General features: G+C 42.3%; 22 protein-coding genes. 4 read left to right on the top strand and 18 right to left on the bottom strand.

The window, feature by feature from the left end:
- Positions 1–37: 37 nt before the first annotated feature.
- On the top strand, positions 38–202 hold the full coding sequence (locus DYB02_RS23915) for a hypothetical protein (protein ID WP_005454149.1): 165 nt from the start codon (positions 38–40) through the stop codon (positions 200–202).
- A complete protein-coding gene (locus tag DYB02_RS23910) occupies positions 195–803 on the top strand; it encodes a response regulator transcription factor (RefSeq protein ID WP_005454317.1) in 609 nt (202 codons plus the stop codon). The genes DYB02_RS23915 and DYB02_RS23910 overlap by 8 nt, the downstream gene beginning before the upstream one ends.
- A gap of 10 nt (positions 804–813) precedes the next feature.
- Here the strand turns inward: DYB02_RS23910 and DYB02_RS23905 are convergent, their stop codons facing one another.
- The 6 genes from DYB02_RS23905 to DYB02_RS23880 all read right to left on the bottom strand — a co-directional run bounded on the left by DYB02_RS23905 (position 814) and on the right by DYB02_RS23880 (position 10,506).
- Entirely contained in the window at positions 814–1,701 is an 888-nt protein-coding gene (locus tag DYB02_RS23905; protein ID WP_005486496.1) for a LysR family transcriptional regulator, read from the bottom strand.
- 159 nt (positions 1,702–1,860) lie between these two features.
- Positions 1,861–3,231 carry a GGDEF domain-containing protein gene (locus DYB02_RS23900; RefSeq protein WP_005486479.1) on the bottom strand — a complete coding sequence of 457 codons (1,371 nt, stop codon included), beginning with the start codon at positions 3,229–3,231 and terminating at the stop codon, positions 1,861–1,863.
- A gap of 9 nt (positions 3,232–3,240) precedes the next feature.
- The gene (locus tag DYB02_RS23895; RefSeq protein ID WP_005481323.1) at positions 3,241–3,837 is read right to left on the bottom strand and encodes a response regulator transcription factor; all 597 of its coding nucleotides are present in this window, start codon (positions 3,835–3,837) and stop codon (positions 3,241–3,243) included.
- Complete coding sequence (locus DYB02_RS23890) at positions 3,830–4,996, bottom strand: EAL domain-containing response regulator (protein ID WP_029804096.1); 1,167 nt, start codon at positions 4,994–4,996, stop codon at positions 3,830–3,832. Before DYB02_RS23890 ends, DYB02_RS23895 begins: the two co-directional genes overlap by 8 nt.
- Positions 4,980–8,645: an ATP-binding protein gene (locus DYB02_RS23885; RefSeq protein ID WP_029804095.1), complete on the bottom strand. Its 3,666-nt coding sequence runs from the start codon at positions 8,643–8,645 to the stop codon at positions 4,980–4,982. The genes DYB02_RS23890 and DYB02_RS23885 overlap by 17 nt, the downstream gene beginning before the upstream one ends.
- Before the next feature lie 409 nt (positions 8,646–9,054).
- Entirely contained in the window at positions 9,055–10,506 is a 1,452-nt protein-coding gene (locus DYB02_RS23880) for a DUF1254 domain-containing protein (protein ID WP_029804093.1), read from the bottom strand.
- A gap of 232 nt (positions 10,507–10,738) precedes the next feature.
- On the opposite strand from DYB02_RS23880, the gene DYB02_RS23875 reads away from it, so the two are divergent.
- Both DYB02_RS23875 and DYB02_RS23870 read left to right on the top strand, forming a co-directional pair.
- A complete protein-coding gene (locus DYB02_RS23875; protein ID WP_225868832.1) occupies positions 10,739–11,404 on the top strand; it encodes a LysR family transcriptional regulator in 666 nt (221 codons plus the stop codon).
- Between the two features lie 458 nt (positions 11,405–11,862).
- A complete protein-coding gene (locus tag DYB02_RS23870) occupies positions 11,863–12,717 on the top strand; it encodes a LysR family transcriptional regulator (RefSeq protein ID WP_029804092.1) in 855 nt (284 codons plus the stop codon).
- 173 nt (positions 12,718–12,890) lie between these two features.
- On the opposite strand, the gene DYB02_RS23865 is transcribed toward DYB02_RS23870, so the two are convergent.
- The 12 genes from DYB02_RS23865 to DYB02_RS23810 form a co-directional block, all read right to left on the bottom strand.
- Positions 12,891–13,349, bottom strand: coding sequence for a hypothetical protein (locus tag DYB02_RS23865; RefSeq protein WP_015313138.1), 459 nt, complete (start codon positions 13,347–13,349; stop codon positions 12,891–12,893).
- 222 nt (positions 13,350–13,571) lie between these two features.
- Positions 13,572–14,135 carry an OmpA family protein gene (locus DYB02_RS23860; protein ID WP_005459729.1) on the bottom strand — a complete coding sequence of 188 codons (564 nt, stop codon included), beginning with the start codon at positions 14,133–14,135 and terminating at the stop codon, positions 13,572–13,574.
- Position 14,136: 1 nt separating this feature from the next.
- A complete protein-coding gene (locus DYB02_RS23855; RefSeq protein ID WP_005454199.1) occupies positions 14,137–15,522 on the bottom strand; it encodes a VWA domain-containing protein in 1,386 nt (461 codons plus the stop codon).
- Position 15,523: 1 nt separating this feature from the next.
- Complete coding sequence (gene tadF, locus DYB02_RS23850; RefSeq protein ID WP_005498630.1) at positions 15,524–16,102, bottom strand: tight adherence pilus pseudopilin TadF; 579 nt, start codon at positions 16,100–16,102, stop codon at positions 15,524–15,526.
- Positions 16,092–16,634: a TadE family protein gene (locus DYB02_RS23845; RefSeq protein ID WP_005454147.1), complete on the bottom strand. Its 543-nt coding sequence runs from the start codon at positions 16,632–16,634 to the stop codon at positions 16,092–16,094. Before DYB02_RS23845 ends, tadF begins: the two co-directional genes overlap by 11 nt.
- Positions 16,631–17,719 carry a tetratricopeptide repeat protein gene (locus DYB02_RS23840; RefSeq protein WP_029804090.1) on the bottom strand — a complete coding sequence of 363 codons (1,089 nt, stop codon included), beginning with the start codon at positions 17,717–17,719 and terminating at the stop codon, positions 16,631–16,633. Before DYB02_RS23840 ends, DYB02_RS23845 begins: the two co-directional genes overlap by 4 nt.
- Entirely contained in the window at positions 17,719–18,585 is an 867-nt protein-coding gene (locus tag DYB02_RS23835) for a type II secretion system F family protein (RefSeq protein WP_029804088.1), read from the bottom strand. Before DYB02_RS23835 ends, DYB02_RS23840 begins: the two co-directional genes overlap by 1 nt.
- Complete coding sequence (locus DYB02_RS23830; protein ID WP_015313136.1) at positions 18,585–19,499, bottom strand: type II secretion system F family protein; 915 nt, start codon at positions 19,497–19,499, stop codon at positions 18,585–18,587. Before DYB02_RS23830 ends, DYB02_RS23835 begins: the two co-directional genes overlap by 1 nt.
- On the bottom strand, positions 19,496–20,761 hold the full coding sequence (locus DYB02_RS23825; RefSeq protein WP_005454188.1) for a TadA family conjugal transfer-associated ATPase: 1,266 nt from the start codon (positions 20,759–20,761) through the stop codon (positions 19,496–19,498). The genes DYB02_RS23830 and DYB02_RS23825 overlap by 4 nt, the downstream gene beginning before the upstream one ends.
- Complete coding sequence (locus tag DYB02_RS23820; RefSeq protein WP_005454059.1) at positions 20,758–21,957, bottom strand: CpaE/TadZ family protein; 1,200 nt, start codon at positions 21,955–21,957, stop codon at positions 20,758–20,760. Before DYB02_RS23820 ends, DYB02_RS23825 begins: the two co-directional genes overlap by 4 nt.
- A 3-nt stretch (positions 21,958–21,960) precedes the next feature.
- On the bottom strand, positions 21,961–22,410 hold the full coding sequence (locus tag DYB02_RS23815) for a hypothetical protein (RefSeq protein WP_029804086.1): 450 nt from the start codon (positions 22,408–22,410) through the stop codon (positions 21,961–21,963).
- Positions 22,410–23,753 carry a type II and III secretion system protein family protein gene (locus tag DYB02_RS23810; protein WP_005454128.1) on the bottom strand — a complete coding sequence of 448 codons (1,344 nt, stop codon included), beginning with the start codon at positions 23,751–23,753 and terminating at the stop codon, positions 22,410–22,412. The genes DYB02_RS23815 and DYB02_RS23810 overlap by 1 nt, the downstream gene beginning before the upstream one ends.

Raw genomic sequence — 23,753 nt, 5'->3', positions numbered from 1 at the left:
GTGTTTTTACACAATTTTCTCATCGTTAAGTGTTTCAATGGCTGCCGCCAACATTCCAAAAAATAAGACACTGATTTTCATTTTTGGAAAGAGTCATTTTCCTTCCTCTCAGCAAGGTTTTTCCTACAATCCTACTCATCCAATCGAGCTGTTGCCTGACAGCGTACTAGTTGAAATATTAGATGAGGTTCACTTTGAATAACGTTCTTATTATCGACGACCAGCCATTGTACAGCGAAGCGCTTGCTTCTCTTGTTGAAAATGCAATCAACACAGCTGAAGTAATCCAAACCACTGACAGTGCGGAAGTAATGGAGCTAGTTCGAAGTCAAAGGATTGATTTGATTATTTTAGACGTAGTGCTTGGCGACCGAGATGGTATGCGTTTAGCCAAAAACATTTTAGCGACGGGCTATCGTGGACGACTGTTGTTTGTCTCTTCACGTGACTACTCTAGCCTTTCTAAAGCCGCTTACGAAATGGGCGCTAACGGCTTCTTAAACAAGAATGAAGCAAGAGAAACTATCGCCGATGCGATTGTGAGTGTGTCTCGCGGTTACTCGATGTTTAAGTCGACTCACACGCCATCATCGGGTGATGTGACGCTATCAAACCGCGAAGCTATGGTGTTCCATTACTTAGCGCAAGGCTACTCAAATAAGAAAATTTCTGAGCAGCTTTCACTGAGCGCTAAAACGATCAGTACCTACAAAACACGTATCTTGAAGAAGTACCACGCAGACTCATTGATTGAGCTGCTGCATACTATCCCTCAGTCAGAAAACATTCAGTTTTGCCGCTAAGCACTGAGAATTAAGCACTCATGTATTTTGCAATGGCGCCAGTTAACAGCTGGTGCATTGCATCATGCCGATGACTTTGCTTCATTTGCACCACAATCTTGGGCCAACCATTCGGGTAGTAAGATTCCGGTACTCGTATAAAGTTGTACCCTTCTATTGGCGCTTGATACTCAAGTAACACCGTTGCCGCACTCTTTTGCTTAATTAGCTTCAACACGCTGCTGACATTATCTAACGCTGCAATTCGGTTGATCACCATACCGTGACTCTCCATTGCGCGCTTGGCAAGCTGCTCTTTCTCTTTCCAGCCGATGATTTCTAACATGATGAATGGTAATTGTGCAGCTTCTTCAAGAGTTGTAATCCCCAACTCTTCCGGAACCACAACCACTGCGGGTGCATAACCAATGAATTTCTGATGGACAGATTTCGGTAAGTCATCGTTAAAGTAATGAAGCTGCGCATCCACCTTGCCTAGGATGATCTCTTCAACCGTGTACTCAGTAATGGTGGCCACTGAAATGTGTGCTTTAGGGAACAGCTCCATCAAATCCATTGCGAGCAAGTGACCAAATGAGTATTGAGCGGTTTGCGGTAAACAGACTGTGATGTCTTTTTCGTAGTTTTCTGGCTCAAACTCACCACTGATTAAGCAGGTTTCAAGCTTTTCCAACGCGTCGGCAATTTTGGGCAGTTGACGCTTTAAATAGTCCGTCGGCTCCATGTGGTGAGGATGTCGGATAAACAGCTCATCGTTAAGCTGAAGTCGTAATCGGGCAAGGTATTTACTGATGGACGCTTCACTTTTCCCCATCGCTTTTGCAACGGGCTTGAGTTGGCGGTGCTTATCTAATAAGACAAGAATTTTGAGTAGGTTTAAGTCGAGATCTTTGTTCACACGCGACACCAGATGTAAGGTCAGAAAATAATTAGAGCAGCCATTGTTTGCTGGCTGCTCTAATATAAAAGACAACTCTTTCTGTTTGGTCAAATTAATCAAACAGTTATGTCATGGTTATGTCCAATCACTTGGCATTTTTATCAATAAAACTATTACTTACTGTGATTGTTGTCTGCGTTTTTTCATCTCATAGAGATCTTCATCCGCTCGAACGATAACATCTTGCAGTGATTCGTGTGATTCGTTTGCCGCAACGCCAGTGCTTACGCTGACTTCAATGTCTAACGTTTTAAGTCGGTTGTCTTTGACAACGCTACGTAACTTTTTCGCCAACATCGAAGACTGACTGATGCTGCACCCCGGCAAGATTGCGATAAACTCATCGCCCCCAGTTCGGACGAGATAATCGCTGGTTCTGAACACTTTACGCATCGCATCGGCAATGATCTCGATAACCTCGTCCCCAACGTGATGACCATAGCGATCATTGATTCGCTTGATCCTGTCGCCATCAATGGCAATGACGGAATAAGGGGCCGTTTTCAAGCGGCGTTTGAATTCGCTATCTTTAAAGACTCTGCGGTTAAGTAACCCAGTTAAATCGTCTTTTGTCACATTCGTCAGTGCCGTCGCCAGACGAAGTTTGCTCTCTTTGGATTCATGCGCTTTGTTGTAATATGCCAAGGTTGCCAAAAAGAAAATAACAAACAGAAAGCTGTAATCCACCATCACTTTACTGAACGGGTACATGTAGACAATCAAGTTGTTGTTGTCTGCCACAAAAGATTGGGTGTACGCGAACGATGGCCACGGATAACCCGAAAAATAGATCACCATTTGCTTGTTACCATTGGAGATCTGTACGTCGACGGCTTTCCCTTCGTTATAAAGTGATGAAAGATAGAGCTGTTCTGAAAACTCGCCGACTAGCTCACCTTGGAAATAAACCGGGCTCATGATGCTTATTGCCATGTCATCCGAGTAGGTGGTTTTAAACGGCAGAGAAAACAACACGCGATCAGTCAGTTGTTCTTTCCACGCAGCCAGAACGCAAGAGTAGTTGCTCTTGCACCAATCGACATCGAATGTGGCCTTCACACCTTCTAACGCTTTGATTGGTCGCTCTAAAATCAACTTGCTCCCAGTATAAGAGCGAAAGTACATAATGGCATTTTGTCGATTAAACGCATTTGATAAATACGCTTCGGCTTGATGCAGCGATTTGCGTGCGACGGCTTCAACGTAATTCAGCTTTTCGTACGGTGACAGCGAGTAAATCGCGTCTTGGAAGCTGAACTCAGTTTGAGCTTCTACTTCATCCACGCTCAAGCCTTTGTATTGTTCAAGCTTCGCTTCCGTCAGCAGCCCCATTAAAATGACTTTTTGCTTTATTTTGGCTAGGTTATTTGCGTAGGTGTTGAACTGCTTTACTTCATAAGAAATCAACACAGCGCCTATCATCATTGTTGAAGTCGCAAACAGTAACGTCGCCACAAAGAAAGACAGCGCGATGCTTTTAAATGTCATGGTGTCTCCTTAGGTCCCCGCTACTCTCGTTAGCTCGACAATGTTCTTTACGTTAAATTTATCCAGTACGCGGCGTTTATAAGTGCTGACAGTTTTATCGCTAATCGACAACACAGACGCGATATCTCGATTGGACTTGCCTTGCAGCAAATACTTCATCACGGCACTTTCTCTGCTCGAAAGTTGCGGCATTTCTCTGACTTCGTTCGCGACTTGCTTAAATTTAAAGAAGGTATAGCCCTTCACCACCGCTTCGATAGCGTCTTTCAGAATGTCGTGATTTTCCGATTTGCACACATAACCATCTGCGCCAGATCGAAACGCCATTTGACTGTACATTTGGCTGGTTTCCGCCGAGAAGAAAATGACCTTGCCTTCATAACCGTGGGATTTGATGCGTTTGTAGAAATCAAAGCCGTCGCAATCGGCCAAGTTCACATCCAAAATCAGCAGTTCAATGTTGCTTTCTTTTAATGTCTTAAATGCAGACTTTGCAGACGTTGCGGTAAACACTTCATTGGTCATCCCCAGCTCTTTCAGTAAGGATTTGATTGCAACGCAAACTAAAGGGTGATCATCAAAGATCAAACAATTCATTTTATTCATATCTTTCATTCAGTATGGTTATTGCTTCTAAAGGCATGGGTTTGTCGATGTAGAAACCTTGGCAAAGGTCAATTCCGTATTCACGCATCACTTGAAGCGTGACTTCATCTTCAATTCCTTCCGCGACGAGCCGTATGTTCAAACTTTTCGCCAGCGCACAGATGGCGACAACGATGTTGCGTTTTTTCATATCGCACTCGACGCCTTGCACAAACGAGCGATCTATTTTGAGCTCGTTGAACGGCAGTTGAGCCAGTTTTTCAAACGTCGATGAGCCAGTGCCAAAGTCATCAATTGAGACGGTGACGCCGTTCATTCTTAGCTTGAGTAAGTTCTTGTACAGAGATGCACTGGTTTGGAACGTGTCGCGCTCTGTAATTTCAATGGTGATTTGAGAGGGTTCAATCTCGTTCTCAAGGCATTGCTGCAAAAAGCGATGTGAAAATTCCGGATCTTCCAAGTTTTCATGATCAACATTGATGGATACTTTTTGCGTCAAACCCCGATGCTTGATGTCATAAATCGCGTTATTCAAAACGGCTTGGAACAACTCGGCAGAGAGGTGACAACGTTCAACAATCGGCAGAAAGTGGTAAGGCGACAACACGCCATAAATCGGATGACTCCAACGCGCGAGCGCTTCATACCCAAGCACCTCTCCACTTTGCGCATCCACTAGCGGTTGGTAATAGTTTTTCACTCGCCCTTCACCCAACGCGAATAAAAACTCTTGATCTTGCACTTCGATGGGTTGAATAAACGACGCCTTTTTGGTTTTTTCACCTTTCATTAGGCTCAGCAGTTCAACCACTTGGTTTTCGTCATACGGCTTAGGCAGCTTTCCTAACACCTCAAAGCTAAACCCTTCGCACATGGCACGCACCGCAGAGATGATGGTCAGCTCCATCGCGCTGACTAACACAACTTGTCCTTGGTATTGAATCTGATCGAGCATTTCCATCATGTCGATGCCGTCTTTTCCTGGCATCTGGATATCGCAAAAAATCACATCAAAATGCTGACGTTGCGCACATTGAATCGCATCATCGACACCGTTGAAGGACGTTACTTGCGCGCAATAGCGATTCAATATCTGCGTAAGTATTGTGGTTTGTAGTGGATGGTCATCAATCACCATCACATTAAGCTGTGTATTCATTCATCTCTGCCCAATAGTCTATATTGTCGATCTCCTGCTCGATTCGTAAAATTAACTCCGCTGCTCGCCTGTCAAACTCCGCCGCGGTGACTCGCTCTGCCTCAATGCAAAGCTCAGTCAGCATGCTGATTCCAATTGCCCCAACTGCACCTTTGATGCCGTGGATAACCCGTTTTTTATCTCGCTCTGTCGGGGCGGCTTGTAGGTTTTCAATATCCATCGCCATAGATTGGCTAAACACACGCGCAATTTCTTTTGCGTCTTGCGTTTTAAAACGCTTAATCCAATCCGGTAATCGGGTCTTTTCTTTCTTGCCAATAAATGGCACCAAAACGGTTTTCAATTTGTTGAGGTCGTAAGGCTTGTAAAGTACATCATCAATACCGATGTCTTGTGTTCGCTCATTGGCAAGCCGAGCATCCTCTGCCGTCACACCGATGATTGGAAGCGATTTGAAACCAGACGCCCTCACATGTTTAATCAGTTCATAGCCATCCATTTCTGGCATGTGAAAATCGGTCAGCAGCAACACGACGTTTTCATCTTGGTTGATGTACTCCCAAGCCTCACGGCCGTTGTTCACAATCACAGGTTCGATACCAAGCTCACGCAGCTGCATTGAAATCACGCTTTGGTTGATTGGGTTATCTTCCGCAACTAATACCGTTCCGAGAATCCACGAAACTTCTTCGGACTTAAGCTCGTCCAGCTTGGTCTCTTGCTGCGTTTGGCTAAGCAAGTTGAACAGCGCATCTGGGTATTGAAGCTCTCGCAACGTGAGACTACCGAGAATTTCTCGATCATCGCGCAGCATCACACCATCAAAGCCCGCTTCGTTGTCTTGTGCGGCGTAAAGGTTCGCCATACTTCTTGCCAGTGTTGCTGGCTGCATTTTCCATGCGTCACACCACTGACGAATGCTGAGTGGCAATGCCTCGCTGTAAGTCCAGTTCAAACGCACTTCTGGTTCTGAATCACAACGCTCAATTGGCAATTTGACGGTGATCGTCGTACCCAAGCCGAATTGTGAATCGATGCAGAGCACGCCGCCCATACACTCGATCAATCGGTCAACGATGCTCAGCCCTAACCCTGTGCCGCCATATTTGCGCGTAATGCTGTCATCCGCTTGAACAAACGGGTTGAGAATGCCTTCGAGTTGGCCATCCGTCATGCCAATGCCCGTATCTGCAACTTTCAAAATAAGCTGCTTTTCGTGCAAGATGACACTGATTCCGATCTCGCCTTCTGCTGTGAATTTCACGGCATTTGAGAGCAGATTGGTGGTGATTTGCACTAATCTCAGTGCATCGACTTCAATGAAAGCATCCGAAAGCGGCTTGATCGTAACTTTGTAATCCAAACCTTTCGCAAGCGCTCTTGGCTCGAAGCTTCTAAACACATCGCACAAGGTTTTGAGTAAGTCGGTTTTAGCGGGAGCAACGGTTAACTGCCCTGCTTCCAGCTTTGAGTAATCCAACACTTCGTCTACTAGCACATTCAAATGATTGAGTGATCGCATGGCCTGAGCGATCAACTCGCGATTTGAATCAGCCGTCACTTGGCGATTCAGCAAATCGAGGATGCCGTGCGCCGCCGATAATGGAGTTCTTAACTCGTGACTCATGGTCGCTAAAAAGTTTTCACGGGCGCGCACTGCAGTTTGTGCTTCTTTTTGCGCATCAATTAACGCCTGCTCACGCTCTTTTTGCTGAGTAATGTCTTGAATCACCGTCAGCACAAACTTCTTCTTCCCGCTTGGAGACGCGATGGTTTTACGCTCTCGATACACATGTTTAATACCGAGTTCGCACCCCGCAGACGCGACCTCTTCCGAGATGCGTTGTCCGCCAATTACAGTGGCCAATTCATCCGAGTTGTTCACGAGAGGCGCATTAGTCGAGCAGCTTTTCAGCTTACATTCTTGGCATTGCTTGCTCTTGTAGTTGGCACAGTTGCTCATTTCCAACTGGTTATCTTCACCGTGAATAAACACCAAGCTGTTAATTTCTTGAATGATGCCCATCAGCCATTGTTTTTCCGCTTCTTCATTGTTGGCATTCAGCTCAGCTAATTTCACCTTTAGACGTAGGTGCGCAAGAATGAAATACGCGGCAGCAAACATCAGAGAAAAAGCGACCGCACCTGCCAAGAAAAATTTTGCCATTTGCTCGTCGTCGTAGCCATAAACTAGGTTGAAGCTTCGGTGCGAGCGCAGAAGTTTTTCTATCTCATTTGAGTCAATGGTTTCGATGATGCTGTTGAGCATGTGTTGGAGCTGCGTATTGTGTTTTGCAACTGCAAACGCATTCGAGAACGTCAGAACGTCTTGCTCATTGATCACCAAACCATCGACCTGATCTTGCGCTATCATGCTATGAACAACGTCATCAGGAATGTAAGCCACGTCCAAAACGCCCGATTTCAAATCCGTAAGCAACTGTTTTAAATCGTCATAACGGTCAAAACGGTCCTGTTGCCACACACCTAAGTGCACCAACCCTTGCTTCTTTAAACTCAGTAGAATGCCCGCTTTTTCTGGTGATGACTTGTCGCGTTCGCTCTCTTCTGCTTGGATAGAAACGTAATTGCTGTGCATGAATGGTTTAGTGATCAGCCAGTCTGACTTAGGCACTGGGCCCACATAAGATACCGGGACAATATCGGCATCAAACGCCGTCAACCCATTAGAAAGACTCGACGTCGGTTTCACATAACTAAAGGCCAAACCCGTACGCGACTGAATTAAGTCGATAAAGTCTGGGAAGAATCCGTCCAGCTTACCCGTGTGCGAATCTCGATAGAGAAATGGATACGCTTCATCACTGCTGCTGTACGTGATCGTTAAGTTACTTTTATGATTACGACGGTACGCCACCAGCAACTTGTCGTTGATGTGATACGGGTTTTTTGATGCCACCGAACGAATGTTTTTACCGCTCTGCTCCCATTCAAGAATTTTGTCGATGCTGTCGATCAGTTTCTGGTTGTCTAGTGAGGCGATAAAACTCACCTCCTCTTCTTGCAGCCAATTCGGAATATCGACAATTCCTTTCACAATATCATTAGCATCAAGGTATTCGGTAATGCCCACATAGGTGTAAATCAACGCGTTAGCTTTGCCGCGTCGAACGTCATCAAAAGCTTCTAAACGCGTTTTCACATAGATAATGTTGTCGATGCCCTGCGAAGTTAGATTGTCGCAGTACACGCTGCCTTCCACACACACCCATTTGATATCGCGAATATCACGATCTTTGTAGCTAGCATCACGATACCAAGCAGCGATGGTGCTCGAGAAAAAGGGTTTCGAGAACAGAAAACGCTTCTCTCTTTCTGGCGTTTTGCTAAAACCCACAGCGCCATCAATCACACCGTTTTCAACATCGTTAAGCAACGGCGGAATGTGTTGATAAGCGCGCAGTTCTAGGTTGAGCCCAAGAACCTTAGCGATGTTAGAGAGATAATCGAGGTTGATGCCATAAAATGGACCGACACTGTCTACAACGGAATTTGAAGAGTCGTTTTGTGTGATAACGCCGACTACGATGCTGTCTTTTGTATTTTCTTTCGCAAGCGCATTAAAGGAAACCGCAAGACTGGTTACGGTTGCGGTAAGTATGATTATTTTTCTTAGAATGCTGAACATAAATGCTTCCTCTAATTGGAAAGCCAGACTAAATTGATCAGCAAAAAAGTCAAATTTCGAACTTTAGCGAAATGACAATTAACTATATGTTTTTAATTGATTAATTAAAAATAAGTAAGGACATTCTGACAAGATATTCCACCTTTGACTACACGATATTTGCGTTCAATATCTCAACAGTAAATGTTCTGTGTTTCAGCCAATAAACAACTGGAAAGTTGGAAAACGCGCCATCAGATTATTCTAAAGACTTAGCCAGTTGATAAGCATGGTTTATTTAGTAAAAGCTCAGCCACAGGTAAAAACAGTCCTGTAGCCGAGCTTAATTTTACAACAGACAATCTCAGTTTTGAGGTGCCGTGTTATAACTCAGGGAGACGTGTGTTTCCCTATATTGATACCAATGTTCTTATTTGACGAGTTCGATATCACCCATCGTCCAGCTCTTATCGAACATTTGCTCTGTTGGGCCGTAGAAGCGGAAATATGTAAACCAACCTTCTCCTGGGTTCGTTTGTACCCAGTTGTTCTCATAACCTTTCACTGGCTTTGGACCGTAGTAAACGTCAACCGAACCGTCGGAGTTGACTTTTAAATTCTTACGAGAAGAAATGTCTGGTGAGCCTGCATCGTTGATGATCATCAGACGATTGTGTTCATCGTAAACCGTCGTCGACCAGAAGTTTGACGCAGGGACATTCGCTGGAACATGCAGTTTGTAGGTATGTTCACCTGAAAGCCAGTTACCATCACTATCTTGATACGTTACTAAGTAACGCTGACCAAAGCCTGGAACAGTACTCTTCATACCGCGAGAAACCGTGACAGCTTCGTAGAACCAAGCCGCACGTTCATCAAGTTCATCGTAGTTTTCGCTTCGTTGATCAAGTGACACACTGATGGCATCTTTCCAATTCGTGTCTTTCCAGTACGGCTGTGTAAAACGCTTGGTGTAATCATTTGATTGCGCCATTGCTCGGCCAACTTTACTTGCTTCAAGCAGAATTTTCTTTTGCTCTTCTGTTGGGTTAAACGGCTTACCCTTCTCGATACCTAAGAACTTCAGCTGAGCCATAACAAAACGATCGCGTTCTTCCACTGGGTTTTCTTGGATGATTTGATGGATGGTCTTCCAGTATTCCAAGCCATCTTTTGGAATATGCGTCCAGTCAATTTCCGGCACTTGAGCAACCGGGATTTTACGACCTAGTTTACCACCAGCGTATGGTTGCGTTGTGATGTTTGGTACCACTTGTTTCACTACGCGATCGACATCCGGTTCAAGAATACGCAAACCAGCAAATACCACATTGTTTTTTGGTCTAATGACGTAATAACCTTTTGGATTTAGATCTTTGTATTTTTCGCTCGGTGGCACAATCAAGTATTTGCCACCTTTACCTTTATCCGGGCCCAATAAGCTCAAATCAGACAGTACGCGCTGATGGACATCAAGCAACATGCCCGCCATCTTAGCTTCAGGAAGATTAATAATTAGCGGGCCAGTCTTTTCCAAATTCCAAGTACCCACAACATATGGCGTTGTGTAGTTGGCAGTAATAATGCCCTGCTTTTGTTTTAGAGTATTATAAAACCCTAACTGACCTTCTTCGAATTTAAAATCATTACGGCTAACGTTCAGCCATTCCATAATACTTGAGGCAGGGATCCCCCAAAGATAAGCTTGGGTTGCACGCTGAAAATCCATTTCATTCAACATGTTTTTCATTGTTTCTTGTGTCGGAAAATCTGATTCAAATTTCAAATCACCCACGCGGCTTGGAACCACCGTTTCTTGTGCAAAGACAGAGGCAGACAGAAGCATACTCGTCACTGCTACTGCTAAAATGCGCTTTTTCATATGGAAGTAATCCTTATCTTATTAGATGGTGTTGCTCAAATGAGAACAAGTCTTTTCAAGTCTAGATTAGTGTTGAACCGATTATTCTTTGTTCATATCTCAAACCCACCATCATCATAAGGTTCATAGATAAGGAGATAAATTGACCATTTATTATTGGTAATATACCAATTTTGGTATAAGTTAATTTATGCAAACACGGATACGCCTTACACCACCAGAACGTAATCGAATGAAAAATAAAGATAAAAACAAAAAGCCGCTACATAATTTAGATTTGAATCTGCTAAAGATTTTTAGAGTAGTATCGGAAGAGAAGAAAACAGTCGCGGCAGCCAAGAGGCTCAACATCACTCAACCTGCTGTCAGCCGGGCGATGGCACGTCTACGTGAGCATTTTAACGACCCACTATTTGTGCGAACGAGGTATGGATTAAAGCCTACGGACAAAGGACAACTTTTATCCGATAGCTTACCTAAAATAATGGATGATTTATCGAATCTCATTTTAGAACTTGATGAATTTTCGCCAGAAAGCAGTTCCGCGAATATAAAAATCGCAATTAATGGATTTTTTGGCGTCTCTTTCCCTGCGAAATTACATTTAAAGTTATTAGATATCGCTCCTAATATCACAATAGAAACAGAAAGTTGGAGCTCAAATACCATTAGTAAACTGATTAATGGTGAGTTAGATTTGGGAATCAACTACCCTCTAAACAATGTCCCTAAAGAACTACAAACCAAGCACCTTGCCACCGATGAATTTCAGATATTAGCGAGAGATGCGCACCCTTTATCAGATCAAGCGATCGATTGTAATGACTTAAGTCTATACCCAATTGTCACTGCCATCGTCCCAGATTGGAATGAGAACAGAACGCTTATTGAGTGCTGAGCAGAGCGTGAAAACATTGAAACCGAAACCGCTTTTAGGTCCAGTTCCATATTGTCTCTATTAGAAGTGATTTCGGAGACAGATGCTCTATTCCCCACATCTGCGTTTCTTTCAAGAAAGCATCTTTCCGGACTCAAAAGTTTGTCACTCTCTCCACAACTAAAAGCCTCCTTCAAAGGCGAGTCTCAAGATATTTACCTATACATGCACTATCGCCATCGCAATAGTCCTATTTATAAATGGCTGATTCCAATAATTGAAAGCACACTTTCATCCATTAACGATAATTAGTTGTTTTTTAAAGCCTTTCGATTCTCCTCAATGGTAACGTTTCATTTATCGGTGAGATATTAATATTTGATATATTCTGTATAACATCAACGAAGTTAATTGATCTTTGTTTTAGAGGTATATTGATTAAGCAATCAATATTAAAATAACAACAGACCATAACTTTAATGACTAATAAAAAACTGGATTTAAACTTAATCCAAACATTTTTAATTGCTGCAGAATATCAATCATACACCAAAGCGGCTGAGCACCTTGGCGTGACGCAACCAGCAGTAAGCGCTTCCATTAGGCGCTTGGAAGCACTAATTGAATACCAACTCTTCACCAAGGTAGGACGTTCAATTTCTCTGACTTCTAGAGGGCAGAACTTGCTCCCCAAACTAAGGCAAGCACTGTGTATGGTAGAGAATGCATTGTCCATTTCGCCTCAATTTAAGGTTTACTGCTCAGAGGTATTTTCGGGTAGTTTATCGTCGATTAACAACGTTTCTGTTCACGAAGCTGTCGCGACAAAAAACCTGTTACTGGAACTGCTTTATCAGCAGAAAATTGCGTTAGTCATTGATTCAATCAAGTCTGATGATTCTACACTGGTCAATGAGGTGATTCACGAAGAGCCAAATGTCGTCGTATGCCGCAAAACACATCCGAGAATAAATGGACAAATCAATACCAAGCAGTTTTTTAAAGAGAAACACTGCGTGCTGACTGATGAATGGGCTGTGAATCAAACGACCAATCACAACCAATACCTAAATAACGTACAAGTCGAAACCGTGGCATCTTCTCTTTCTGGCGTTGTGTTAAACGTGATTGAGAGTGACAATATCGCGATAATCCCCCAGTCTTTTGCAATGAAATGGAAGGAACAACTAGACTTACAAGTGATTGACTTGCCCATTGAGTCAAACCTTGTCACCTACCATTTCATTTATCACAAAAGAGAAAAAAACAACCTGCACCACAAGCGTATTCGAAACAACATCAAAGAAACGCTAAAACCATTTTACAAATCTTAGCTCTTTGCTTGTTCCCGATGCCAAGAACCATACAGTTGTATCCGTAAGCTAGGCGAGGTTATCTAGCGGCTTTACCTCGTGTACTGATAATAATTGTATAGACAGAACAAAAGCGATGGTGGCTAAATTCGTTTTTAAATAACAGATCTTTTTAAATTTCAAAGATATCACGATTAAACTTGATGATATTTTTTGTTTTTACAATCATAGCTTAGCAATTCGTATGTATTTCTAATATCCAAGTATTTTTCATAATGTAGATAGGCAATGATTCTAGCATCTGTATTAAACATCAATACGTTTAATGCATTTATTGAATCATATAAATCTTTACCATCAACACCTGACTCTTTATAGCAACTATTTATATAATTGAGTTCTTTGTAGAGTTCGCTAGCAATCAGCGGATTTTCTAACCTATCTTTTGCGAAGTCATAACTTAATATACTTGTCGCATATTGGATATAACGTAACATAAACTCTTTATCAGCTTCTGTTACTTCTAGGTGGTTAACGACTTTATCGACATCATCTCTGATATTATTTTTATTTAAGTCGATGCCTAATAAAGTGTCAGAAACATCTTTGAGTATACGAGGGTTATATACATACTCCTCTAGTTGGGCGCTCATCGCTGGTTTTTCTACTTCAGCATAGGAATGGTAAGCGTTACCAAAAAACAAAAATATCGACACGAAAATATGTTTACATTTCATTGGTTGAGACAACTAATTTATACATTACAGAAATAATATTCACAAAAATAAAAGCTTAGTAAAAACTAAGCTTTTAAATACCACATAATATTGAGCACATGAATATTAAAATTACAACAGCAAATAGTGGATTGCTCATTACTCTATAGTTAATACAACTCGACGGTTACAGCCTGACAGCTTATTCTCGTTCACCTTACATATAGGTGCAGACTCCCCAAAGGCCTTTTCCACAATTCTGTTGCCAAGCCCCAGATCTTTCTTTAAATACTTTGAGGCTGTACTTGCACGTCGAAGGGATAAACTTTTGTTGTAAGCCTGGCTTCCGACATCATCCGTGTGCCCTTCAACGAGAATACGTTTGTCTTCGTTAACCAGTTCTAAATACTTTGATATAGCTTGTTTATGTACGTTTGTTAAATAGTGCTCATTAGTATCATAGTGTAGAACTAACGACATTGAGTTCTTATCAAATGTGCAACTTTCCGTGGCGTTTGTAGCTTCAACCTTTTCAATTTTTTCATCTTGCACAATGGAAAGATCCTCATTAATTACTGATGCGAGTTTTCCATCCACCTGAGTAATTTTTGTATCAGAGCTTTTCAAAACTTTTGAAGTAACATAGTTTTCACTTTGGTTGATACAATTAGCGAGCGCGACATTTGAAGTAAAAATAATCGCAAATGGTATTAACTTTTTCATTTTAATCTTTTAATCGTCCTGTTTCTTCGTTAATCAGATTTAATATATATTTGTAAACGTCTTTACCATTTTTCGCATGATAAATGTTTTTCTCACCAACGCACTCACCGAAACCATCATCTTTTTGTACGTTGTAGTTAACACCTATTACGCCCATGGTGACCTTGGTTTTTTCACCCTCTAGCTTCGCATGTTCACTTTGAAACTTATTTTCTTTACTAGATATTCTTTTCTTAAGGCTTTCACACAAACCATGCTCACCCACTAATGACTTTAAGAATTTGTCATAAACCTGATAATAATAAGTTCGCCCATCATACTGGTCTACGTAATATTTAGTCACGACGTCATACTTATCTCTATAAGATCTATTTCTATTCAGTCCCATCGGGAATTGCACATCTGTATCTGCACCATCAGAAAGAATAATAAACACTTGTTCTGGGTTTCGATCTTCCTTTTTAACTTTATCCGCTTCTTTCGCCGCAGCAATTAAACCGAGCCATGATTGAGTACCGCCACCTCTTGCTGGCATCACTTTGTTGGAGTTTAGAATATCAATAAATTCCTGATATTTATCAGTCAGAGGGATATCCTGCGACTTATTATAATCACTAGCATAGTGCGGCTTTTGCTCTACTACAGACTTATCAAACATCTTATCGACAATGCTTTCAAATGACGCTTCAGTGTGAGAAAACTCACTTGCATAATCGTATAACTTCACTCGACCAGCGCCTTTATCGAACTTTGCGTTGTAGGCGTTATACGTTAAAAGCGCAACTCGACTTTTCTTATCCGGACCGGTTTTGAAGTTCTCCAACTCTTTAACGACTCTGGTAATCGTATCTTTTACGACCTGCATTTGAGTCTTGTTTCTTTCACCATACCATGGGTTACTCATCGATTGACTGGTATCCAATATGAAGTAGATATCAACGGGCTGAGGTAGGTATTTTCTCGTAATCGAGTCACCAGAGACCTTGAACTTGGGTTCTACACCAATTTCGTTGTGTGAGATCCACGAGTCATGCTCCGCAGTCGCGACAACGGTGAAGTCAGCAAATGGTGATAGCTCATTATTCCGTTGAACACAGCCATCTTTGTATTCACACTTTTTGGTGGATACGCTGATCTCGATATCGCTGATGTTGTCAGTAATGTATAAATCAACAATTCTCTGCGCATAGTCCTGGTCGTCTTTATTGTCTTTACCAGGGCTTGCGATCAAAGCAAGACTTGCTACTTCCGCCGCTTCTTCGATTTTTGAGTGCGCAAGTAAACGTTGTGTGTAACCGACAGAAAATGAGAACGTGATGATTAATATAGGGAGAAACGAAACAAATATGATTCCAGCCACTCCTTTCTGCTTAGTGAAGCCCTTCATATTAAATCCTTGCAAATGAGTATGAACTGGTCACAACCTTGATCGGCTCACCACGCATTACACCGATGATATTGAAAGGTGTTTTGTAGCATAGAGATACGTGATAAAGCGGAAGACGTCGGTTCTGTGTCGTCAGTGGTAATAGCTTCTTCGCTTCTGCCACCGTGATTTCCTTCAGATCTGGAAAATTACAATCTTCTGTTTTGCCTTTGAAGTTGGTAAACGTAACGAGCTTAGTGTCCTTTTCTTCTAACGAGAGCTCCGTGATTCTCATGCCTAATTCGCTGGCATCAAAATCTGGTAACGTACGTTTCAGCATGCCTTTCGCCATGTAAAACGCGTTATTTACTTGTGCCTCACAATGTCTACCGTTCTCACCACAAATATTAAGTTCGTTGGCGAACAACTGTCGACGCTCGCTTATGACGCTTACGATGGAATAAACCACTCTATCCAACTGCCCTTTCTTGTTTACTGCGATCGTGTAGTTGATATGCATGGCAATGATTGAACCAAAAAAGAGTAATACCAATGCGAGTTCAACGATAAAGGCTCCGGTTTGTTTCGACTTAGCCACCACAAGTGATCTCCTCACCTAATTTGAAAGTGCATCGTTCATATTCTTGAACTGCGACCATCTCTCGATTAATGCTCATGCTTGGCATAACAAAGTTAAACAAAGGGTGATAAGTGAAACTCAATTGATAGATGGCTATCGGCATATTGACTGAGTTCGCCACTGCATCGCCCTTTTTAACATTGGGGCAATCATCTAAGGCTTGGCCGCTACGGTTACATTGAACAAAATCAGACAAATTTTTAAAGTAATAGACCGATGCAGATACCGATGAATGGTCAACAACCTTCGACCATAAGGCACCACCGCTAGATTCTAGTTTGGTTTTGACCACATCTTGATAGTCCACTTTTTCCGAGTTGCTAGAACTACCTTGTTTTTTACTACTCATCACAGCTGTCGTCAGCGCATGGTCGGTTACACCCATCGAATACGTAAGTACAGACAAGTCAAACCAGGTAAATAGCACCATGATCAAAACGGGTAAGCCCATCGCAACTTCGACCGTCAAACTTCCTTTTTGAAACTTGATCATAATTCAACGTACCTTTTCTTCGTGTAATCAACGACAAAAGCACCTTTGATATTCATGTTTTCAAGAAACTTCTTTGCATCATCTATATCGCTAAACTCACCAACGCAATAACGCTTCCATAAGCCGTGAGTGTAGGAATACACTTTGCCATAGTTGCCTTTCAGGTAATTTAGGTAATCTGACGGAATGACTTTATAGGTTGCTAATACTTGAATTCGATAAATTGACGGCGCTTTAGGACGTAAGTTTTGCGGGTCTAATACTGAGCGCGCTACGTACTTTGGTTTCAAATCGACAGATTTCGTATCCATTTCCATATTTTTCTTTTCCTTTGACTTCGCGACCTGTTTGGGTGGAACTTTTGTATCTATTTTTTTATTCAGAGGTTTAACGCTCTTCATGAGCTTTTTCAGTTTGACTCGTGCGTCTTGCTCGCTACTGTCGTGTTTCAAAACCTCCAACGCCACATCCGGACGATTCGACCGAGTCGACGCCAAAAGGAGATTTGAACGTACCTTTTCATCATTTGGATTGGCAGCAAACAAGCCATAGAGCAGCTCCATCGCGGGCTCTGGTCTGCCTTGCAACATCATCACTACTGCAATATTGTTGTTTGCCTCACGGTCTGATGCGCCATTCTTCTTACTGTCATTGAAGTGAGAAATTGCACCATCGTAGTCTTTTTTACGCGCAAGTATTTTGCCTTTTAGAAGGTAGTAATCACCCTCTGGACCGCCATTATCTAAATACTCTTCTAAGTAACGTTCACTCGCATCGTAATTGGATTTTAAATATTCAAGCTTAGCTAAGATATAAATAATATCTGGGTCTTTAAGATCCTTTTTCTCTAGAGTGTTTATGTATAACTCAGCGGATTTTTGGTCTTTATTATCCAAATATAAATTGATCAGTTTTATCTTATAACTCGGGACTTCGACTAAGTTCGCTTTATAAAATTCAATAAGCTGTTCAGTTTGACCAGAGTTAGTCAGTAATTTTTCTTTTGTTACTAATTCTTGATCGATAGTTGAACAACCACTTAAAAAAAGTAACACCAAAAGAGAGAAATAGTTTTTTATATTCATTATCCTAGCATCCTCATTATCCCTGGCGCTGCGATTAGAACAACAATAGGAATCATGATAAAAGCGATCATTGGGATCGACATTTTTGCCCCCATCTTGCCGATTTTCTCTTCCAGTTCGAGCATGTTTATTTCTCGAATATCAGAAGCAAGAGAGGCTAACACTGCACCCACGGATGACCCGTACTTTAAGCTTTGAGTAAGCGTCATGACGAAGCTTTGTGCTTCCGTCGTTGGGACTAAGTCGTAAAACTCGGTGAGAGCTCGGTCTAACCCAACAATTTTGGCCCGTTCTGACGTTTTCTTAACGACATAAGCAAGGTTTTCATCGACCGTTTTTAGCTCGTTCGACAAGTAATCCAAGCTTGCTTCTAACGTCATCCCCGTGTGTACACAAACGTTCATTAAATCCAGTAAGAAAGGCAGCCGACTACTTACATGTCTCACGTTTGCATTCCCTCGCGATGAGATATACATATCCGGCGCGATCAAACAAACAAGCATAGAAAGCGAGAATGAAATAAACGCGGATGAAAACTCCATCTCTCCTTGAATGTAGGAGTAGCCAATAAACGCCAAACAAAAAACCAAGGGTATAATTTTCAATAGATAATAAGCTTGAGCAATAAACTCGCTATGAATACCTGCTCTAACCAAGTTATTTTTTGTTTCTTCTTTATTAAAAGATAATCGAGAAAGATGTAACGATAATTTGTCAACAAAAGGCGTTTTTTCTTGGGTTGAGTCAATAATCTTTTTTGTTGAGATATTTGCTTTGGTTTTATCAAACACCTTTAACGAGTAATACGCGACAGATAACGAGATAATTAAACCGAGCGCTAAGAAGATTAACTTAATATCAACCATTACCTCACTCCTCTTAATATCATGTAGATAAAGAAGAACCCAATAGCTTCACTAACCAAGACGTAATAAAAGATGGGTTTTCCCCCTTCTTCAAACATTACGAAGTTATAGTTTTCCGGGCTGGTCACTTTCAAAATCATGATAAAGATAACTGGCAACGCCGCGATAATTTTTGCTGATGCACGCGCTTCCGACGTCAACGCATTTTTCTTTTTCTCGATTGCCCTCGCTTCAAACATGATTCGGTTGATGCGGTTAATCACGTCTTTTAGCTGCCCACCTCGACTCAAGTTGATTCGAATTGTTGCGGCAAAGAAAAAGTACTCAACGTAAGGAAACGAAGCTGCACTTCTTGCCAATACATCGTCTGGGTCTTCGCCAATCAGAAGTCGTTCTGACATCTTTTTGAACTCTTCGCCAACTTCATTATCAAGCTGAGTTCCTACGTATTCGAAGGCATGAACAATACTTTGTCCCGAAGAGAGCGCACCCGACAGGATGTTTAGTGCATCTGGAAAGTTGTCCTTGAATCGCTGCGCTTGGATACCACTTAATTTGAGGATAAACATCACAAATAATATTGGTTCTAACGCCAGCAGCACTTTCCAGTACTCAAACATAAAAAACCAGTCATTAACGCAGTAAACCGCTATCGAAGACGCAGCGAAAAAGCCGATCAGTTTTAGTCCTGCATTTGGGCTCAGCAGCTTTTTCAGCTGCTTAAATTTGTCCTTTACTTTCTTTTTATAGCTAACATCAAAACTCTCCGAGTCGATAACCGCTCGGGAGCCAGTAACGCCCTCGAATGTATTGGACTGTTCAATGATAGACGTGATTTCTTTTTGTCTTTTCACATGACCAATAAACAGGAATAACGCGACAGCAACCCATAGTGAAATGACGATCAGCATCATGAGAACAACTCCTGAAGTGCCCCATCTAAGCCGAAGAACTTAGCTCTCTCATAAATCACAGAACGTTTAGAAAGACCTGGCGTTCGGAACTCACCTGAGATTTTTCCTTCATCACCTACGCCATTGTTCTCAAAGCGGAAAATATCTTCCATCACCACGCTGTCCCCTTCGAGGCCAACGATCTCGCTGATGAACAATATTTTACGACTACCATCATGCAGTCTTCGTACTTGGACGATCAGATCGACCGCACTCACGATAGTGCGACGAATCGCCTCAAGCGGTAGGCTTGCTGTAGCCATCATTACCATACTCTCGACACGCGCAATTGCATCACGAGGGGTGTTCGCGTGCAGTGTTGACATAGATCCATCGTGACCGGTGTTCATCGCTTGAAGCATTTCAAATGCCTCACCGCCACGACACTCACCGACGATGATTCTGTCTGGTCGCATACGAAGGGCGTTAATCACCAAATCTCGGGCGGTAATTTCACCAGTACCTTCGACGCTTGCTTGGCGCGTTTCCAAACGCACAATGTGCGGCTGCTGCAACTGAAGTTCGGCAGCATCTTCAATGGTGACAATACGTTCACCACTGCCGATAAAGCCTGACAAAGCGTTCAGTAGTGTTGTCTTACCAGAACCAGTACCACCGGAAATAAGAATGTTGCACTTGCAGTGGCTCGCAATGGAAAGTAGCTTCGCCATTTCAACGGACAGCGCGCCAAACTGAACCAAGTTTTCCAACTTGATTTTTTGCTCTTTAAACTTACGAATTGAGATTGAAGTACCATCAATCGCAAGAGGTGGTATTACGATGTTTACACGACTACCATCTTCTAAACGCGCATCACAGAGCGGTTTCGATTCATCAATTCGACGCCCTACATTGGATGCAATGCGCTTGGCGATAGTATTGAGCTGCTTTTCATTGACGAACTGGATTGGCGACTTCTCTACCTTGCCGTTGATTTCGATGAAAATATCTGACGGGCCATTGATCATAATGTCCGAGATATCATCGTTATCAACCAACGCTTGAAGCGGTCCTAAACCTTTAAGTTCATCCAGTAGTGCTTTGACGAGATCTAAACGCTTCAAACTGCTGATTTGCAGTTGCTTTTTCTCGATAAGAATATTGACGGAATCTTTTAATTGGCTTTCAAGCTCTAATGGCTCGACATCGACTAAAGAAGCGGCATCAAGCGCGTCAAAGATTTCGTCTCTTATGTCAATATAAACTTCTTTTAGGTGATTCATTTCTTAAACCACGCGAACTTTTTCTGCACTTTGACTTTTTTACCAGTCAGCGAATTCACCATATTTGCAATAGCTGGGGTGAACTTAATTTTCGCCGTGTTGTGAATGCCCTGTTGGATGATCAACTTTTCCAAATTGGCTTCATAAACGAAATCAATGGTGTCTTTCGCTTTAATTTTTTCTTTGGCGCCTTGGAGAGGCATCATGTAATCCTTCTGCGATCGAGTCATAGAAAAAATGATTCGATGCTCGGCCTTTCCTAATTTTTTCTTTATCGAGTGGTAAGCGCGTAACGAGGCAACAGAAGGTTCACAGACAACAAAAATGCGGTTGTATCTTTCATTAATGTCTTCTGAAGTCAGTTCGTTTATCGCATTTAAAGGCAATGAATCTATGATGAAGTTGTACTGATCCACCAGCTCATTAGAAATTCTAAATAGAGAGTCTGCATGGTCACTAATGCATGCAATGTTCTTTTCAAGGGCAAGGAAATCAAGCTTGTCTTTGATCGGGTGTACATAACTCCCAGCAATTGCGGCATCGAGCTCAGATTGGTTTAAATCGATGCTATTTTGTTGCGCCTTTAGCCCTTTTAAACCCAAGAAAATATCCGAATTTAATGCCAGCGTATCGTGTTCAACAAGCAACGTTTTTAAGCTCGCTTGCTGGCTCAAGCTATGGGATAAAAAAGCACTGATGGTTGACACGCCAACACCGCCTTTACTACCAAGCATCAAGACTCTTTTAGCGATTCGCGACTTTTTCTTCACCGTTGGCGAAAATGTGTCTTTACCAGACTCTTTTAATGCGCCCAACAAGCCATCAAGTTCCGGATCCCAAAGAATGTAGTTCGCACCTAACGACAGCACTTTGTCACGCATCAAGATTGAGTCCGTGTTGCTCAACACAATCAGAGAGATGCTCACATCTAATCTTGAAGATATTTCCGCCACTTCCGAAACAAGCTCGCCACAATCTCGCAAATCAAGAACGACATGCTTTATTTCTGCGCTTGTTTTGTGCCAACTCTCATCATCGATATCATCTACTTTAAGAGGTGATGCGAAACCTTCGATCGCATAGAGCTCATCGATCGCTTGCAGAAAAGCCATATCATCTGAAACAACCAGATCAATGGTGTTATTCTTTTTGTCTTTACTCGATGAAGTCGTTTTGAATAGGTTATCTAAATCCATTTTTTACTCCACGACAGGATTCGTCATACTCAAACGTCTGTTGTATTCCAAGCTGCATCCAAATGGATGATTTTTAAGAGTATTGAATGAAACAGCACCACAGGTTTGTTCTTGAATCTTGTGATACTTCGCGACGATTTTTACACCTTTTCCCTCACTGTTTGCGTTCAGTGTGTATTGCAGTTTATTTACGCCTTTGGCTTTGATTTCTTTTACAAAACCATCAACAAATTGACTCTCTTCGGTGTCGTAATTGATTGCAAACGTAGACTTTGGGTATTGGCTATTGATTTGATTAACAAAGTTAACCGACTTATCCATTGCCACGTCTTTGTTGGTGACTCGAAACTCAAAGGTTTCCACAATGGTGTCTACCGTCGTTTTATTTGGGGTTACCGATACCGAGCAACCGGTCAGTAAAACGGAAACGACCAATAATAGGTTTGCCTTCATTAGTTAAAGCCTCCCGCCTTTATCGTATTTTCCAATTCTTCGTCATCAACTTTCGAAAGATCGAGCTTCAGCAAGCGCTCAAGGTCACTCGTTCGCTCGAACTTCGGCAGCTTGATGTCGGTTTCTTTGACAGGGTCGACAAGATTAACTGTCGCGACGATGATCAACTCCGTCTTTCTTCTTTCGGTATTGGTCTTACTGAATAACGCACCAAGAATTGGGATGTCGCCTAGATAAGGAATTTTTGCCAATGACTCCTGCTCTTCCGACGTTAAAAGGCCAGCTAACACGAAGCTTTGGCCATCTTTCAGTTGAACTGTTGTCTGAGCTTTTCGAGTTCGTAGCGAAGGGACGCTAACTAGACCGGAGTTCACACCATTGGTTTTATCAATCGAGCTCACTTCTGGTAGCAGTGACAGGCGGATGTTTTCTGAATCTGTCACCTTAGCAACCATAGACAGCTTTACCCCGTATTCTTTATAAGTTACGGAAATACCATCGTTGTCTCGAACGGTAATTGGGATTTCACCACCGACAAGAAAGCTCGCCGATTCGCCAGAAATTACCGACAAGTTTGGCTCAGCCAGCACTTGGCCGATACTGTCGTTGCCACTCGCTGAGATAACCGCGACGATATCTTCTGCCGTAAAGTCCAGAATTTTGTTGACGAACTGACCAGCACCGCCAATCGACTTACCATTCGTCTCTGCGTATGACACGCCGAGTTCTGTTAAGAATGAGCTCGAAACCTCTGCAACCGTCAACTTCACATTGATTTGATCGGTAGTGAGCACTTTTAGGTTGTTGATGATATCTTCGAAAACGTAAGTAGCTGTATAGTCAAGCGGATCAACGGATTCTCCATTTGCGCCAGAAAGCTCAAAAGTATTTCTTTGCTTACTCTTTTTCAGCATCTCGCCAACATGGCGGTAAACTTTGTCTTTGATCTCTTCGCTGCTAACAACACCATCAATGACTATTTGCTCACCAATATTGGTCAGCTTAATGTCTTCATCTGGATATCTCGCAATAATGGTTTGCTTTAAAAGTCTTAGACTCTTGTTGACTACCACTTCTGCGTTATAAATTTCGTTTCCGGCTCGGTCATAAGCAATGATCGACGTTGCACCACGACCGATACCGTAAATCACGAGCTTCCCATTTGCGATTACCTTGTAGTCCGCAATTTGAGTGTCTGCGACAAATACGGTGTCGATGTTGCGTTTTACGTTAATGGTTTTTGCTGCGCCTTTATCTAAGCTCAATAGCTCCCCTGCGGAGACTGAAGCTGGGAGTAATAGCGCCACTCCTAATGTGACTAATAGTATATTTTTATTGAACAC

Origin of the sequence: Vibrio parahaemolyticus (assembly GCF_900460535.1) — a bacterium.
In the GTDB taxonomy this organism is placed as follows: Bacteria; Pseudomonadota; Gammaproteobacteria; order Enterobacterales; family Vibrionaceae; genus Vibrio; species Vibrio parahaemolyticus.
Note: the sequence above shows the minus strand (reverse complement) of the source record. Positions and strands in the feature narration are given on the sequence as shown.